The organism is Acidovorax sp. BoFeN1 (genome assembly GCF_003345135.1).
GTDB classification, from domain to species: Bacteria; Pseudomonadota; Gammaproteobacteria; order Burkholderiales; family Burkholderiaceae_C; genus Acidovorax; species Acidovorax defluvii.
This window is the reverse complement of the sequence record NZ_QOZT01000042.1, coordinates 17,483-32,347: the sequence shown is the minus strand read 5'-3', so window position 1 is coordinate 32,347 and position 14,865 is coordinate 17,483. Positions and strand designations below refer to the sequence as shown.

The following is a 14,865-nucleotide window of genomic DNA, read 5'->3' as shown; positions in this document are numbered from 1 at the left end:
GTGCCCCCACCGCCGCTGCCGCCCGGCGAGCCGCGTGCCAGCGGCACGGGCAGCGCCAGCATCCAGGGCATGGGCGAATTCGACGGCGTGCGCGCCTACCGGCGCGGCGACCCGCTCAAGCTGGTGGTCTGGAAAAAGGCTGCCAAATCGCTGGCCACCGGCACGGACGACCTGGTCAGCCGCGACGCCCAGCAGGCCCAGCGCCATGAGCTGTGGCTGGACCTGGCCCATGCCGCGCTGCCCGACCACGAAGCCCGCATCGCGCGCCTGACGGCCTGGGTGCTGCAGGCCGACCGCCTGGGCATCGACTATGGCCTGCGCCTGCCGGCGCTGGAGCTGGCCCCCGACACCGGCGCGGCCCACCGCCAGCGTTGCCTGGAGGCCCTGGCGCTGTGCTGAGCCTCACCCTAAAAATATGCATCAAAATTGCCTGTAGCGCTTATCCATCAAGCGCTATAAGCTCTTTATTTAATAGCAATTGCCCACCCTGTGCGCGGGCGCTGCGACCCGCCCCATGACCCTGCGCCAAACCCTTGCCACCCTGCCACGCGACGCGCGGGACACGCTGTTTCTGCTGCTGGTGATTGCCTGGGTGGTGGCCCCGCAGGTTGCCCACCTGCCGGTGTGGGCCAGCCTGATGGCGGGCGCCGTGCTGCTGTGGCGCGGCTGGCTGGCCTGGAAGGGCCGGCCTCTGCCGGGGCGCTGGGCCGTGGCCGGTTTGCTGGTGCTGGCGGTGGCCGGCACGCTGTTCAGCCACCAAACCATTGTGGGGCGCGATGCGGGCGTCACACTCATCGTGATGCTGCTGGCGCTCAAGACGCTGGAGCTGCGCGCGCGGCGCGATGCCATGGTGGTGTTCTTCCTGGGCTTCTTCACGATGCTCAGCAACTTCTTCTTCTCGCAATCGCTGCCCACGGCGGTGGCCATGCTGGTGGCGCTGCTGGGATTGCTCACGGCCCTGGTCAACGCCCACATGCCGGTGGGGCGGCCGCCGCTGGCGCAGGCGTTTCGCCTGGCCGGCACCATGGCGCTGCTGGGGGCGCCCATCATGGCGGCGCTGTTTTTGCTGTTTCCGCGCATGGCGCCGCTGTGGGGCATGCCCAGCGACACCATGGCGGGGCGCAGCGGGCTGTCGGGGGTGATGAAAGTGGGCAACATCGCCGAGCTGGCGCTGGACGACAGCGTGGCCATGCGCGTGCGCTTCGACACCCCCGGCGGGGCCCCGCCGCCGCAAAGCGATCTGTATTTTCGGGGGCCGGTGTTTGCCACCTTTGACGGCAGCGAGTGGCACCCCTTGTCGTACCGCGCGGGCACCCGCGCGCTGGAGCGGCCCAACAGCCCCGCGCAACTGCGGGTCCAAGGCCCGGCGCTGCGCTACGAAGTCACGCTGGAGCCCCACCAGCGCCCCTGGCTGCTGGTGCTGGACGCCGCGCGCGACAAGCCCGCTGTGGCCGGCATGGGCACCTTCATGACGGACGACCTGCAGTGGCGGACCAGCCGCCCCATCACCGACGTGACGCGCTACCAGGCCGCAAGCTACCCGCAGTTTCGCCACGGGCCCGACACCGCCACCCCCGCGCTGCGCGCCTACACCGAGCTGCCACCAGGCTTCAACCCGCGCACGCTGGCCCTGGCCCAGGAACTGCGCAACAACCCGCGCATCGCATCCGACCCGGCCCGTGACCCAGCCCATGACGCCACGCCCGCCCTCGTCAACGCCGCGCTCGCGCGCCTGCGCACCGGCGGCTACCGCTACACGCTGGAGCCCGGCGTGTACGGCCAGCACACCGCCGACGAGTTCTGGTTCGACCGCAAGGAAGGCTTTTGCGAGCACATCGCCTCGGCCTTCGTGGTGCTGATGCGCGCCATGGACATTCCGGCACGCATCGTCACCGGCTACCAGGGCGGCGAGCGCAACGCCGTGGACGGCTACTGGACCGTGCGCCAAAGCGACGCCCACGCCTGGGCCGAAGTGTGGATGGCCGGGCGCGGCTGGGTGCGCGTGGACCCCACCAGCGCTGTGGCCCCCGGGCGCACCGGTGCTTTTGAGCGCCTGCAGGCCCCGCGCGGCGCCCTGGCCACCGCCATGGGCACCGTGATGAGCCCCAGCATGGCGCAAAACCTGCGTGCGATGTGGGAAGCCGTCAACAACGGCTGGAACCAGTGGGTGCTGAACTACACGCAAAGCCGCCAGTTCGACCTGCTCAAGGCGCTGGGGTTTGCATCGCCCAGTTGGCAAGACCTCGTCACCGCGCTGGGCGCGCTGGTGGGGCTGGCCGCGCTGGGCGGCGCCGGCTGGACGCTGTGGGAGCGCAGCCAGCACGACCCCTGGCTGCGCCTGCTGACCCGCGCCCGCCAGCGCCTGGCCAAAAGCGGGTTGCCCCTGCCCGACACCCTGCCTCCCCGCGCCATGGCCGAGCGGGTGCAGGCACAATTTGGCGATACCGCGCAGGGCGTGGCCAACTGGCTGCTGCGGCTGGAGCAACTGCGCTATGCCGCCCACCCTGCCCACCAACTCGGCGCCCTGCGCCGCGAGTTCCGAACCCTTTCCTGGCCCGCCGCCCCCGCGCGCCGATGAGCCCACCGACATGCTGAAAACCGTATCAACCGCTATATTATTAATAGCTGCTTGCGCAATACCCATAAGTGCTAGCGCCCAAAAAAACCAAAATTCTGGCAAAACCCAGGCTGCCGCCACCGCCCGCAGCACCGCAGCGAACGGCAGCACCGTCTACGCCACGCGCCCCGAGGCGCTGCAATTTGCCAACGACCTGGCACAGCGCCGCGACCTGGACCGCGAATGGGTGCGCCAGGCCATTGGGCAGGCGCGCTTTTTGCCCCAGGTGCCCAAGCTCATGCTGCCGCCGCCCAGGGGCACGGCCAAGAACTGGCGGGTGTACCGCAGCCGCTTCATCGACCCGGTGCGCATCCGCGCGGGCCTGCGCTTTTGGCAAGACAACGCCGAAACGCTGGCGCGTGCCGAAAGCGAATTTGGCGTGCCCGCGCAAGTCATCGTGGGCATCATCGGTGTGGAAACCATCTACGGTCAGCAAATGGGCAACTTCCGGGTGATGGACGCGTTGGCCACCCTGGCCTTTGATTTTCCTGCCGCACACCCGCGCGCCGCCGAACGCACCGAGTTCTTCAAGCGCGAGCTGGAGCAGTTTTTAAGCCTCACGCACCGCACCAACGTCGATCCGTTCGAGCCACGCGGCAGCTACGCCGGTGCCATGGGACTGGGTCAGTTCATGCCCTCCAGCTGGGTACGCCACGCCATTGATTTCGACGGCGACGGCAGCGTGGACCTGTTCAACAGCCCTGCCGACGCCATTGGCTCGGTGGCCAATTACTTCATCGCCCACGGCTGGACGCCGGGTATGGCCACGCACTACAGCGTGCAGTTCGACTCCGACCCCGCACGCGTGCAACTCGACGAGCTGCTGGCCCCCGACATCCTGCCCACCTTCAGCGCCGCCAGCATGCAGGCCAAGGGTGCCGTGCTGGATGCCACAGGTGCCCAGCACACCGGGCCCCTGGCGCTGGTAGAGCTGCAAAACGGCGGCGACACCCCCAGCTACGTCGCCGGCACCGAGAATTTTTACGCCATCACGCGCTACAACTGGTCCAGCTACTACGCCATGGCGGTGATCGAGCTGGGGCGCGAGGTGGCCGCAGCGCGTGCGCGCTAACCTTCCCGACCTCATTCAACACAACCATCCATGCCTGCCACCCTCCTTTCAACGCCCGCAGCAGACGCCATCGTGCGCGTGCGCGGCCTCGGCAAAACCTACGCGGGCGGATTCCAGGCGCTGAAAAACGTCAACCTGGACATCCACCGCGGCGAGATTTTTGCCCTGCTCGGCCCCAATGGCGCTGGCAAAACCACGCTGATCAGCGTCATCTGCGGCATGACCAATGCCACCGAAGGCAGCGTGACGGCCGACGGCTATGACACCGTGCGCGACTACCGCGCAGCCCGCGCCGCCATCGGCCTGGTGCCGCAAGAGCTGCACACCGACTCGTTCGAAACCGTGTGGGCCACCGTGAGCTTCAGCCGCGGGCTGTTTGGCAAGGCCCCCAATCCGGCGCTGATCGAAAAGATCCTGAAAGACCTCTCGCTCTGGGACAAGCGGGACACCAAAATACTGGCGCTTTCGGGCGGCATGAAGCGCCGCGTGCTGATCGCCAAGGCGCTGTCGCACGAGCCAAAAATATTGTTCCTCGACGAGCCCAGCGCTGGCGTGGACGTGGAGCTGCGCCATGACATGTGGCGTCTGGTGCGCGCGCTGCGCGATGCAGGCACCACCATCATCCTCACCACCCACTACATCGAAGAGGCCGAGGACATGGCCGACCGCATCGGCGTGATCCGCCAGGGCGAGCTGATCGTGGTGGAAGACAAAAACGTGCTGATGCGCAAGCTCGGCAAGAAGCAACTGACCCTCACGCTGCAGCACCCCATGGAGCGCGTGCCCGAATCGCTGGCGCGCTGGCCTCTGGCCCTGTCTGCCGACGGCCACGCGCTGACCTACAGCTTTGACACCCAGCAGGAAGACACCGGCATTGCTGCGCTGCTGCGGGCACTGGGCGAGCACGGCATCGATTTCAAGGACCTGCATTCGTCTGAGAGCTCGCTCGAAGACATCTTTGTCAGCCTTGTCCATGAACAGAAAGCGGACCAATGATGGGTTTGAACCTGCACGGCGTGCGCGCCATTTACCGCTTCGAGATGAACCGCGCCTTTCGCACCTGGGCGCAAAGCCTGATTGCGCCTGTGCTCTCGACGTCGCTGTATTTCATCGTCTTCGGCTCGGCCATTGGCTCGCGCATGGGCGACATTGGGGGTGTGGACTATGGTGCCTACATCATCCCGGGCCTGTTGATGCTGTCGCTGCTCTCCGAGAGCATCTCCAACTCGGCCTTCGGCATCTACATGCCCAAGTGGTCGGGCACCATTTACGAGCTGCTGAGCGCGCCGGTCAACTGGGTCGAGGTGTTGCTGGGCTATGTGGGCGCGGCGGCCACCAAATCGCTGATGGTGGGCGCGCTGATCCTGGCAACGGCGCGGGTCTTTGTGCCCTACGAGATCGCGCACCCGGTGTGGATGCTCGGCTTTCTGGTGCTCACGGCCATCACTTTCTGCCTGTTCGGTTTTCTCATCGGCCTATGGGCCGACAGCTTTCAGAAGCTGCAGATCATTCCGCTGCTGGTGGTCACGCCGCTGACGTTTCTGGGCGGGGCCTTCTACAGCATCAACATGCTGCCGCCCTTTTGGCAGACGGTGTCGCTGTTCAACCCGGTGGTTTACCTCATCAGCGGCCTGCGCTGGGCCTTTTATGGCGCGGCCGACGTGCACATTGGCGTGAGCGTGGGCATGACGCTGATGTTCATGGCGGCGTGTCTCGCCGCGGTGTGGTGGGTGTTCAAGACGGGCTACCGGATTCGGCGCTGAGCGCCAAGGTCGGTGCCGCGCCAAGCGCAGCGGGGCGGCGGCTGCAGCACGCCACCCACCCGCCGCGCAAGCACGCTCAAAACCGCTGCATGGTGCAGCTGTGCGGCTGCTGCGCCTTGGCGGCGGCAATCTGCCGCACCACGCGAAAGCCATAGCCCGAGCCTTCCACGTCAAACTTCACGCCGGGCGTGCCCTTTTTGTCCATCACGCCCACGGCCAGGGCCTGCTGAAACTGGTGGTCGGCCGCGCGCATGGTGCCACCCTGTCCGGCCAGCTGCACGCTGGCTTTTTCCATCTGCCGTGCCACAGCCACCACGTCGGTGCTGCCCGCGCGCTCGATGGACTGGGCCAGCGCCTCCACCATGAGCTGCATGCGCATGTGCACATAGTCATCCTCCGGCTTGGGAAAGCGTGCGCGGAACGACCGGTAGAACGCCTCGCTTTGCGCGCCCGGCACATTGGGCAGCCAGTCGGCCACGGCCACCACCTTGCCCACACCGGCATCGCCTATGGCGGCGGGGGCGCCCAGTGCGTTGCCATAAAAGGTGAAAAAGCTGCCATCAAACCCCACCTCGCGCGCGGCCTTCACCAGCAGCGTCAGGTCGTTGCCCCAGTTGCCGGTGACCACCGCCTGCGCGCCGCTGGACTTGATCTTGACGGCATAGGGCGCGAAATCCTTCACACGGCCCACGGGGTGCAGCTCGTCGCCCACCACGGCCACATCGGGGCGCTGCGCGGCCAGCTGCTTTTTGGCCTCGCGCAGCACGGCCTGGCCAAAGCTGTAGTCCTGACCAATGAGGTACACGCTTTTGAGCGTTTTGTCCGCACGCACCACTTCCATGAGCGCGGCCATGCGCATGTCGGCGTGGGCATCAAAGCGGAAATGCCAGAAGCTGCATTTCTCGTTGGTGAGGATGGGATCTACCGCAGAGTAATTGAGGAACAGCACGCGCTTGCCCGGCTCGCGCTCGTTGTGTTTGTTGATGGCCTCGATCAGCACCGCTGCGGTGGACGATGAATTGCCCTGCAGGACGACCTGCGCGCCGTCATCGATGGCCGCGCGCAGCGCTGACAGGGCCTCTTCGTTCTGGCCCTTGCTGTCGTAGCGCTCCAGCGCCAGCGGCCGTGCGCCGCCAGCGGCTGCGGGCAGTTGCACGCCGCCGCGCGCATTCACGCGCTCGATGGCCCAGAAGATGTTGCGAAAAACCGCTTCGCCCGTGTTGGCGAAAGGGCCAGAGAGGCTTTCGATGAGGGCCAGTTTCACGGGCCGCGCCTGGGTGGCCGCAGCGGTAGCGCTGGTGGGCTGTGCATGGGCAGCCGTCAGCGGCAACAGGCCAACGGTGGCAGCGCCCGCCAGCGCGCAAAGGCCGCGCCGTAAGGCCACAACGCCCGATTTCAAGCCTGCTGGGTTCAATTTATTCATGTGATTTTTCCCTTGAAAGAGCCGGGGATGCACACACCTTTTGACCATGCGGCGACCACACCGAGAGCCGCGCAGTGTATAGGAGCTACCCCATGATTTTCGCCCCCGTGATCCGCCGCGCCGCCTACGCCAATGCCCCCCGCTCTGCCGACCTGGCGCTGCAACGCTTCCTGATGGGCGCCCTTGAAACACCTGCCCGCGCCAGCACCAGCACCGCCGGCTGCACCGTGACCCAGAACGACAAGGCCACCACGCTGCAGCTCGATGTGCCCGGCCTGGCACGCGAGCAGCTGCAAATCAGCATCGAAGGCAATGTGGTCAAGCTGCAAAGCGTGGCCGGCGCACCCCGCCAGGTGCAGCGCGCCTGGGAGCTGGCCGATGAAATTGACGCCACCGCCAGCACGGCCAAGCTGGAAAACGGCGTGCTCACACTTACCTTGGCCCGCATGGTGCCGACCGACAAATCGGTGCAACTGGTCGTGCACTGAGAAGGTGTGAACGCCCCACCATGGCCGCTGAGTCCGCTGTAAAAACCGCCTGAAACGCGCATGTTTCAGGCGGTTTTTTCTTGCACAACGCCATGCAGGGGCCAGCGCCGATGTGGCCCTGTGCCAAGCCAAGAACACTGGCCGCAACCGCGTGTGCGTGGCGGGCGAAACGCCTTCAATGGCGGCACCACACAGGCTGACAGCGCCAGCCATACAGATTTGATGCCAAATATGGCCTTAGCCCTTACATAGCAAGCGCTAACAGCTATTATTACAATAGCAAAACAATCTGCAACCGCGCAGACGACCCTGCTTCTCCCAAACTTGCAATGCACCGGGCATCCGTGAAGCCGCGCAGTCGGTGCCCGTGCACTGGCACTGGCACTGATGCTGGCGCAGCAACGCAGTGGGCGCTTTGGTCGCCCATCCGCATCACTCATGCCGCAGCGCGTCGATCGGGTCCATGCGCGCCGCGCGGCGGGCCGGAAAATAGCCAAACAGCACGCCTATCCCGGCCGAGAACACGAACGACAGCAGGTTGACGCCCGGGTTGAAGATGTAAGGCACTTTCATCAGGGCCGACAGGCCTATCGATGCCCCCGTGGCCAGCACAATGCCGATCAGCCCACCCAGGGCAGCCAGCACCACGGCCTCGATCAGAAACTGCAGAAGTACCTCGCGCTCCAGCGCCCCAATGGCCAGGCGCAGGCCGATTTCGCGGGTGCGTTCGGTCACGCTGACCAGCATGATGTTCATGATGCCGATGCCACCCACCAGCAGGCTCACCGCGGCCACCGCGCCCAGCAGCATGGTCAGCACCTTGGTGGTGCCCGACAGCGTGTCGGCCAGCTGCTTGGTGTCAAGCACATTGAAGTTGTCTTCGTCGGTGTCGGACAGCTTGCGCAGCTCGCGCAGCAGCTGCGTCAGGCTGGCCTTCACGCGCTCGGGGTCGCTGCCGTCCTGCATGGACACCAGCAGGGTGTTGACGCGGGTGTTGCCGGTCACGCGGCGCTGCAGCGTGCGCAGAGGCACCACCACGGTGTCGTCCTGGTCGTTGCCGAAGGCACCCTGCCCTTTGGAGGCCAGCACGCCCACCACCTCGCACGAAAACGCCTTCACCCGCAACTGCTCGCCCACGGCGTCGCGTGTGCCATAGAGCTCGCGGCGCACGGTTTCACCAATCAGGCACACGGCGGCGCCAGCGCGCAGCTCGGCATCCGAAAAAACCCGCCCGGTGCGCACGGCCCAGTTGCCCGTCTGCAGCCAGGCATTGGTGCTGCCGATGATGCTGGTGGTCCAGTTGCGCCCGCCGGCCACCACGGTGGCGCCGGCCCGCGCCTCGGGTGCCACGGCCAGAATGCCGCCAATCTGCTGGGCGATGGCGTCGGCATCGGTGTCCTTGAATGCGGGGGCGCCCGACCCGCCGCCAGGGCCCATGCGCTGGCCGGGGCGCACCTGCAGCAGGTTGGTGCCCAGGCCGGATATCTGGTTTTGCACCGCCATGGTGGCGCCATTGCCCAGCGTGACCATGGTGATGACGGCGCTGACACCGATCACGATGCCCAGGATGGTGAGAAACGAGCGCATCAGGTTGCGCCGGATGGAGCGCAATGCGAGCAAAAGGGTGTTGAGCAGCATCAGGAGACCTCAGGCACTGGCGTGGCAGGCACGGCAACCACCGGGGTGCGCAGGCCCACGGGGTGCGGGTTGGGTGCATCGCTGTCTACCTTGCCATCGACAAAGCGCACGATGCGCCGCGCATAGGCGGCCATGTCGGGCTCGTGCGTGACCATCAGCACGGTAATGCCCTGGTCGGCATTGAGCCGCCACAAAAGCTCCATGATTTCCTGGCCCCGCTGGGTGTCGAGGTTGCCGGTGGGTTCGTCGGCCAGCAGCACGGCTGGCTGGGTGACGATGGCGCGCGCAATGGCCACGCGCTGTTGCTGGCCGCCCGACAGCTCGGACGGGGTGTGGTGCTCCCAGCCCTTGAGGCCCACGGCGTCCAGCGCGCGGGCCGCTGCGGCGTGGCGCGCGTTGGTCGATTCGCCCCGGTACAGCAGGGGCAGTTCGACGTTTTCTTGCGCCGAGGTGCGCGCCAGCAGGTTGAAACCCTGGAACACAAAGCCAAAAAACTGCCGGCGCAGGCGCGCGCGCTCGTCGCGCGAGAGCGACTCGACATGCACGCCCTTGAACAGGTACTCGCCCGCCGTAGGCCGGTCGAGGCATCCCAGGGTGTTCATGGCGGTCGATTTGCCAGAACCGCTGGGGCCCATGATGGCCACAAAATCGCCCTGGGCGATGTCCAGGTCCACGCCCTTGAGCGCCTGAAAGGCCAGCGCGCCCTCGCCATACACCTTGGTCACACCGCGCAGGCGGATGAGGGGCGGCGCATCGGCCGGCACCCGCGCGCGCTGCCCGGTGGCTGCTGCGGCCTCGCTCATGGCGCGGCCCCGGCAGAGCGCTGGTCGGTGATCACGGCCATGCCCTCGGCCAGGCCTTCGCCGCTGACCTCGGTCTTGCGGCCGTCGCTGATACCCACCTGCACATTCACGGCTTGCGCCACGCCGTCCTTGAGCACCCACACCTGGCGCACACGGCCCGCGCCGTCTGCCGCATCGCCGGTACCGCCCGCCCGGCGCGTGCCCGAGCGTGGCATGCGCGGCATGAGCTGCGACATGATGCCGCCGCCCGACGACGACGCCGGCTGCGCCGCCGCCCCTGCGGCAACCGCCGGGGTAAACCGCAGCGCCGTGTTGGGCACCAGCAGCACATCGTTGCGCTCGGTCGAGGTGATGGTGGCCGCCGCCGTCATGCCGGGGCGCAGGCTCAGATCGGAGTTGTCCACCTCCAGCCAGGTGATGTAGGTGACCACGTTGTCGGTTTTGGTGGAGCCAAACGACACCCGCGTCACCTTGGCCGGATAACGGCGCGAGGGATAGGCGCTGACGGTGAAGCTGGCCTTCTGGTCGAGTTTTACCGAGCCCACATCGGCCTCGTCCACGCTCACATCCAGCCGCAGTCGCGTCAGGTCTTCGGCCAGCGTGAACAGCGTCACGGCCTGCAGCGAGGCGGCCACGGCGTTGCCGGGCTCGACGGTGCGGGTCAGCACCACGCCGTTGATGGGCGAGCGGATCGAAGCCTTGGACAAATTGGTGACATCGGTGGAGAGCGCCGCCCGGGCGTCGTCCACCGATGCGCGCGCACTGGCCTCGTCGGCATGGGCACGGTCGAGCGTGGCACGGCCGCTGTCAAGCTCGGCGGCCGACGGCACCTTGCCGCCCGACAGGCGTGCCACCTCTTGCAGCCGGCCAAAGCCAGCCTGTGCCTCTTTGGTGGTGGCCGCCGCCTGCGCCAGCCGCGCCTGCGCAGCCGCCAGCGAGGCGCGCGAGCGCAGCACCTGCGCATCGAGCTTGGCGGTGTCGAGCTCGACCAGCACCTGCCCCTTTTTGACCTTGTCGTTGACGTCCACCAGCACGTTTCTGACCGTACCCGACAGCTCGCTGCCGATGGTCACCGCCCGCGTGGGCTGCAGGGTGCCGTTGGCCGACACGTTGAGCGTGAGGTTGCCGCGGCGCACCTCTTCGGTCACATACACCGGTGCGGCTTTGGCGCGCTGCTGGCTTTGCCAGTAGTAGAGGCCGCCGCCCGCCGCCAGCAGCACCGCCACGCCCAGCCACAGGGTGGAGCGCTGCCACCAGCGGCGCGTTGGGCCGCCACCGATCAGCGTCTGCAGGTCGGCGGGGGTGGATGGGCTGGCGGGAGGTGTGATTTTTTCTGAAGAAGTCATGGCCATGGCATTCGGTAGGGGTTGGGTGCGCGTTCGGGGGCTGGCGCGGGCTATTGCCAGCCGCCGCCCAGCGCCTTGTACAGCCGCACATGGTCGGCAGAAATGCTGGCCACCGTGGCGGCCACGCTGTCCTGGGTGGACAGCAGCGTGCGCTGGGTTTCCAGCACCGACTGGAAGTCAATCAGGCCGCTGCTGTAGCGCTGCTGGGCCAGCAAGGCTGCATTGCCTGCGGCATCGGCAGCAGCCTGCAGCCGCACCAGGCGCTCACGATCGCCGCGCAGTGCCACCAGGGCATCTTCCACATCCTTCAGCGCCGTGAGCACCGAAGCCTCATAGCCCACACGGGCCTGCTCCAAAGCTGCCTCCTGCACACGCACCTGGGCACGCGCCGCGCCACCATCCATCAGCGGCATCGACACACTGGCCAGCAAGGCGCTGGCGATGGAGCTGCCGTTGGTAAGGGCCCCCACCGTGAGGGCGCGCAGGCCCAGATTGCCCGAGATACGGAAGTCCGGGTAGCGCGCGGCATCGGCCTGCGACACCCGCGCCAGCGCAGCGGCAATGCGCTGTTCGGCAGCACGCACATCGGGCCGCTGGCGCAGCGTTTCGGCAGGAATGGCCAGCGCAAGGTCTTGCGCGGGCTGCGGCACGGCGACCGAGTCGGCCAACAACCCATCCAGCGCCAGCGGGGCCTGCCCGGTGAGCACGGCCAGACTGTGGCGCGACTGGGCCAGGCTGGACTCGAGCACCGGAATCTGCGCGGCCGTCTGCTCGGCCGCCGCGCGGGCCTGCTCGGCCACCAGCGAGGTGGTGAGCCCGGCCTGCAGGCGCCACTGGGTGATCTGCAGGGTTTCCTGCTGGCTGGCCAGGTTGCTGCGCGCAATGGCCAGCCGCTGCTGCAGGCCCCGCAACTCGATGTAGTTGACGGCCGTTTCGGCGGCCAGAGACACCTGCACGTCGGCCAGGCTGGCCTCGGCGGCCTGGGCGTCGGCTGCGCTGGCGCTCACGCCGCTGCGCAGGCGGCCAAACACATCGGGCTCCCAGCTGGCATCAAAACCCGCCTGAAAACTGCTGCCCGTGTTGTTCGATGCCCGGCTGCGCTGCGCCGAGGCGGAAGTCCCCACACTGGGCAGCAGGCCTGCAGACTGCACATCCACCTGGGCACGCGCCTGCTGCAAGGAGGCTTGCGCGCTGCGCAGGCTGGTGTTGGACTGAAGGGTCTGAGTGACCAGCTGCGTGAGCTGTGGGTCGTTGAACCGCTGCCACCACTGCGCCAGCGGTGTGACCGGCTGCGCCAGCCCCACGCTGCCGGACGGTGGCTGTACCGACCACGCCGACGGAACCGGGGTCTGTGGCAAGCGGCTGTCGGGCGACACCAGGCTGGCACAGCCGGCCAGCAGGGCCACCGCCGAGGTCACCCCCAAAAACCCGAAAGCAGCCCGAAAACGAAAGGGGCCGCGCAAGGGCGTGCGCCCGGCAGCGGCAAAAGATGGTTCATTCATGGGAAAGAAGCGGCAAGCGTTGCATGCACCATTGTGCGGTGCGGGCATGTATTGCCCGATGCAGAAGAGTGAAGCCCGGGTAAAGCTGCTGCACATCGCCAACGCAGGCCCCACGGCGGCATGCCCGGTCTCGTTGTTCAACGCAATGTCAGGACGCGGCCAGGGCGTGCAGGGGCCAGCGGGGTTTGACGTCAAACGCATAGTCGCGGTTGGCCGTCTGCTGGCCCGCCTGCAGCCGCATGGCAGCAGCCATGGCAATCATGGCGCCGTTGTCGGTGCACAGGTGCAGCTCGGGGTAGTGCACGCGCACCTTTTGCTGCGCGCAGGCCGCATTGAGCTGGCTGCGCAGGTGCCGGTTGGCCCCCACGCCGCCGGCCACCACCACCCGCTGCAGACCCGTCTGGCGCAGGGCGGTCAGCGTTTTTCTGACCAACACATCCACAATGGCCGCCTCGGTGCTGGCGGCCAGATCGGCCTTGCGCGCTTGCAGCTCATCCCCGAGTTTTTTGGCTTGCGTGAGCACCGCTGTCTTGAGGCCGGCAAAAGAAAAATCGAGGTTGCCACTGTGCAGCAAGGGGCGGGGCAGCTTGAACGCCGTGGCGCTGCCCTGCTCGGCCAGGCGCGACAAGGCCGGCCCGCCAGGGTAGCCCAGGCCCATCAGCTTGGCCGACTTGTCAAACGCCTCGCCCGCCGCATCGTCAATGGTCTCGCCCAGCAATTCATAGCGCCCCACGCCATCCACGCGCATGAGCTGGGTGTGGCCACCCGATACCAGCAGCGCCACGAAAGGAAATTCAGGGGGGTCGGCACTTAAAAAGGGCGACAGCAAATGCCCTTCGAGGTGGTGCACACCCAGCACGGGCTTGTCGAGTGCCGCGCCCAGCGCGCAGGCCACGCCAGCCCCGACCAGCAGAGCCCCCGCCAAGCCCGGCCCCCGGGTGTAGGCCACCACATCCACATCAGCAAGGCGCTGGCCCGCTTCGGCCAGAACGGCCTCGGTCAGGGGCAGCACACGGCGGATATGGTCGCGGCTGGCCAGTTCGGGCACCACGCCGCCATAGGCCTGGTGCATCTCGATCTGGCTGTGCAAGGCATGCGCCAGCAAGGTGGGCACGGCCGCCCCGTCAGTGGAGCGGACCAGCGCCACACCGGTTTCATCGCACGAAGATTCAATACCCAGGATCAGCAAGCTCATGCCCCAAGTGTAAAACCCGGGGCCCGCACTGCCACGCCTGCGGGTTGAACCCGGTGCAACGCCCTGCTGGGCGCAGCGGCAGGTGCACCCTTGCACCAGGGCTGTGCACCAAACCGGCGCACCAATATGTGGCGTAAATCTTGCATGCTGCATGGCATGACCGACGCACTGCGCATTGTGGTGGTGGCCCCCGACCTGGCCATTGCCGACCCCGACGACGAACACGCCGCCACACAGGCCGAACGCTCGCGCGCGCTGCGCATTGGCCTGCTGGAAAACAACTTCAACCTCATTGCCACATTGCCGGCCGATGTGTTTTTGAGCGAGCGGCTGGCCCAGTTGCAGCCCGACATGATCATCGTGGACGCCGAGAGCGAGGCCCGCGATGCGCTGGAGCATGTGGTGATGGCCACGCGCGCCGCACGCCGCCCCATCGTCATGTTCACCAACGATGAAGACACCACACATGTGAAAGACGCCGTGGCCGCCGGCGTGTCTGCCTATATCGTCGCAGGCCTGGCGCCGCAGCGCATTCGACCCATCCTCGATGTCGCCATGGCGCGCTTTCAGCACGAGCAGGCCCTGCGTGCCGAGCTGGCCGACGCCAAAACCGAGCTGCAGGACCGCAAGACCATTGACCGCGCCAAGGGCGTGCTGATGCAGCGCCAGGGCCTGTCCGAACAAGCCGCCTATGAAAAACTGCGCAAGACCGCCATGGACAAGGGCCTGAAGTTGGGCGAGGTGGCCAGGCGGATGCTGGAGATGGTGGATCTGTTGGGGTGAGATGGCGGCCCACGGCGGTGGGCTGCGCGGGCCCCGTTGGCAAAGCCCCATGCAACCGGATGTTTGCCGGGCGATAGAATTTCCCCCATGGCGCGGCTTTTCGACTCTGACCCACCGGCCACGGTGCACTTTCGGGGTTCGGCATTGCCGCGCGGCTACTTCTTTTCCGTCACACCCCCTTAGAACGTGCTTACGTTCTCAATGCACGACGGGCAGTTTGCCCGGCATTGCTTTT

Annotated in this window: 13 protein-coding genes; 7 read left to right on the top strand and 6 right to left on the bottom strand. The window is 66.9% G+C overall.

Annotated features, from left to right (window positions below; all coding sequences use genetic code 11):
* The 5 genes from DTW89_RS11010 to DTW89_RS10990 all read left to right on the top strand — a co-directional run.
* A partial coding sequence (locus DTW89_RS11010; RefSeq protein WP_147277649.1) for a DUF58 domain-containing protein occupies positions 1 to 399 on the top strand: 399 nt, incomplete at its 5' end.
* Between the two features lie 115 nt (positions 400 to 514).
* Positions 515 to 2,578: a transglutaminase family protein gene (locus DTW89_RS11005; RefSeq protein ID WP_114655978.1), complete on the top strand. Its 2,064-nt coding sequence runs from the start codon at positions 515 to 517 to the stop codon at positions 2,576 to 2,578.
* Positions 2,579 to 2,588: 10 nt separating this feature from the next.
* Positions 2,589 to 3,689 carry a lytic murein transglycosylase B gene (gene mltB / locus DTW89_RS11000; RefSeq protein ID WP_114655983.1) on the top strand — a complete coding sequence of 367 codons (1,101 nt, stop codon included), beginning with the start codon at positions 2,589 to 2,591 and terminating at the stop codon, positions 3,687 to 3,689.
* 30 nt (positions 3,690 to 3,719) lie between these two features.
* Positions 3,720 to 4,685 (top strand): ABC transporter ATP-binding protein, encoded by a 966-nt coding sequence (locus DTW89_RS10995; protein WP_114655977.1) that lies wholly within the window; start codon positions 3,720 to 3,722, stop codon positions 4,683 to 4,685.
* Positions 4,686 to 4,690: 5 nt separating this feature from the next.
* Positions 4,691 to 5,452 carry an ABC transporter permease gene (locus tag DTW89_RS10990; RefSeq protein WP_114655982.1) on the top strand — a complete coding sequence of 254 codons (762 nt, stop codon included), beginning with the start codon at positions 4,691 to 4,693 and terminating at the stop codon, positions 5,450 to 5,452.
* Between the two features lie 76 nt (positions 5,453 to 5,528).
* Here DTW89_RS10990 and DTW89_RS10985 read toward each other — a convergent pair whose 3' ends face one another.
* A complete protein-coding gene (locus tag DTW89_RS10985; protein ID WP_114655976.1) occupies positions 5,529 to 6,875 on the bottom strand; it encodes a branched-chain amino acid ABC transporter substrate-binding protein in 1,347 nt (448 codons plus the stop codon).
* A gap of 92 nt (positions 6,876 to 6,967) precedes the next feature.
* Between DTW89_RS10985 and DTW89_RS10980 the strand changes: the two genes are divergently transcribed.
* Positions 6,968 to 7,363: an Hsp20/alpha crystallin family protein gene (locus DTW89_RS10980; protein ID WP_111867890.1), complete on the top strand. Its 396-nt coding sequence runs from the start codon at positions 6,968 to 6,970 to the stop codon at positions 7,361 to 7,363.
* Positions 7,364 to 7,795: 432 nt separating this feature from the next.
* On the opposite strand, the gene DTW89_RS10975 is transcribed toward DTW89_RS10980, so the two are convergent.
* From DTW89_RS10975 to tsaD, 5 genes are all read right to left on the bottom strand, one after another.
* Positions 7,796 to 9,001 carry an ABC transporter permease gene (locus DTW89_RS10975; RefSeq protein WP_114655975.1) on the bottom strand — a complete coding sequence of 402 codons (1,206 nt, stop codon included), beginning with the start codon at positions 8,999 to 9,001 and terminating at the stop codon, positions 7,796 to 7,798.
* Complete coding sequence (locus DTW89_RS10970; RefSeq protein ID WP_051463556.1) at positions 9,001 to 9,804, bottom strand: ABC transporter ATP-binding protein; 804 nt, start codon at positions 9,802 to 9,804, stop codon at positions 9,001 to 9,003. The genes DTW89_RS10975 and DTW89_RS10970 overlap by 1 nt, the downstream gene beginning before the upstream one ends.
* Positions 9,801 to 11,150 (bottom strand): efflux RND transporter periplasmic adaptor subunit, encoded by a 1,350-nt coding sequence (locus DTW89_RS10965; protein ID WP_114655981.1) that lies wholly within the window; start codon positions 11,148 to 11,150, stop codon positions 9,801 to 9,803. The genes DTW89_RS10970 and DTW89_RS10965 overlap by 4 nt, the downstream gene beginning before the upstream one ends.
* 50 nt (positions 11,151 to 11,200) lie before the next feature.
* Positions 11,201 to 12,652: an efflux transporter outer membrane subunit gene (locus DTW89_RS10960; RefSeq protein WP_114655980.1), complete on the bottom strand. Its 1,452-nt coding sequence runs from the start codon at positions 12,650 to 12,652 to the stop codon at positions 11,201 to 11,203.
* Positions 12,653 to 12,800: 148 nt separating this feature from the next.
* The gene (tsaD, locus tag DTW89_RS10955; protein WP_114655974.1) at positions 12,801 to 13,847 is read right to left on the bottom strand and encodes a tRNA (adenosine(37)-N6)-threonylcarbamoyltransferase complex transferase subunit TsaD; all 1,047 of its coding nucleotides are present in this window, start codon (positions 13,845 to 13,847) and stop codon (positions 12,801 to 12,803) included.
* 156 nt (positions 13,848 to 14,003) lie between these two features.
* Between tsaD and DTW89_RS10950 the strand changes: the two genes are divergently transcribed.
* Positions 14,004 to 14,630: an ANTAR domain-containing response regulator gene (locus DTW89_RS10950; RefSeq protein ID WP_024815838.1), complete on the top strand. Its 627-nt coding sequence runs from the start codon at positions 14,004 to 14,006 to the stop codon at positions 14,628 to 14,630.
* Positions 14,631 to 14,865 lie beyond the last annotated feature (235 nt).

Bases quoted from the DNA above. Each gene is read 5' to 3' on its own strand.
- DTW89_RS11005 (WP_114655978.1), top strand. From the start codon at position 515: ATGACCCTGCGCCAAACCCTTGCCACCCTGCCACGCGACGCGCGGGAC.
- mltB (WP_114655983.1), top strand. From the start codon at position 2,589: ATGCTGAAAACCGTATCAACCGCTATATTATTAATAGCTGCTTGCGCA.
- DTW89_RS10995 (WP_114655977.1), top strand. From the start codon at position 3,720: ATGCCTGCCACCCTCCTTTCAACGCCCGCAGCAGACGCCATCGTGCGC.
- DTW89_RS10985 (WP_114655976.1), bottom strand. From the start codon at position 6,875: ATGAATAAATTGAACCCAGCAGGCTTGAAATCGGGCGTTGTGGCCTTA.
- DTW89_RS10980 (WP_111867890.1), top strand. From the start codon at position 6,968: ATGATTTTCGCCCCCGTGATCCGCCGCGCCGCCTACGCCAATGCCCCC.
- DTW89_RS10975 (WP_114655975.1), bottom strand. From the start codon at position 9,001: ATGCTGCTCAACACCCTTTTGCTCGCATTGCGCTCCATCCGGCGCAAC.
- DTW89_RS10970 (WP_051463556.1), bottom strand. From the start codon at position 9,804: ATGAGCGAGGCCGCAGCAGCCACCGGGCAGCGCGCGCGGGTGCCGGCC.
- DTW89_RS10965 (WP_114655981.1), bottom strand. From the start codon at position 11,150: ATGACTTCTTCAGAAAAAATCACACCTCCCGCCAGCCCATCCACCCCC.
- DTW89_RS10960 (WP_114655980.1), bottom strand. From the start codon at position 12,652: ATGAATGAACCATCTTTTGCCGCTGCCGGGCGCACGCCCTTGCGCGGC.
- tsaD (WP_114655974.1), bottom strand. From the start codon at position 13,847: ATGAGCTTGCTGATCCTGGGTATTGAATCTTCGTGCGATGAAACCGGT.
- DTW89_RS10950 (WP_024815838.1), top strand. From the start codon at position 14,004: ATGACCGACGCACTGCGCATTGTGGTGGTGGCCCCCGACCTGGCCATT.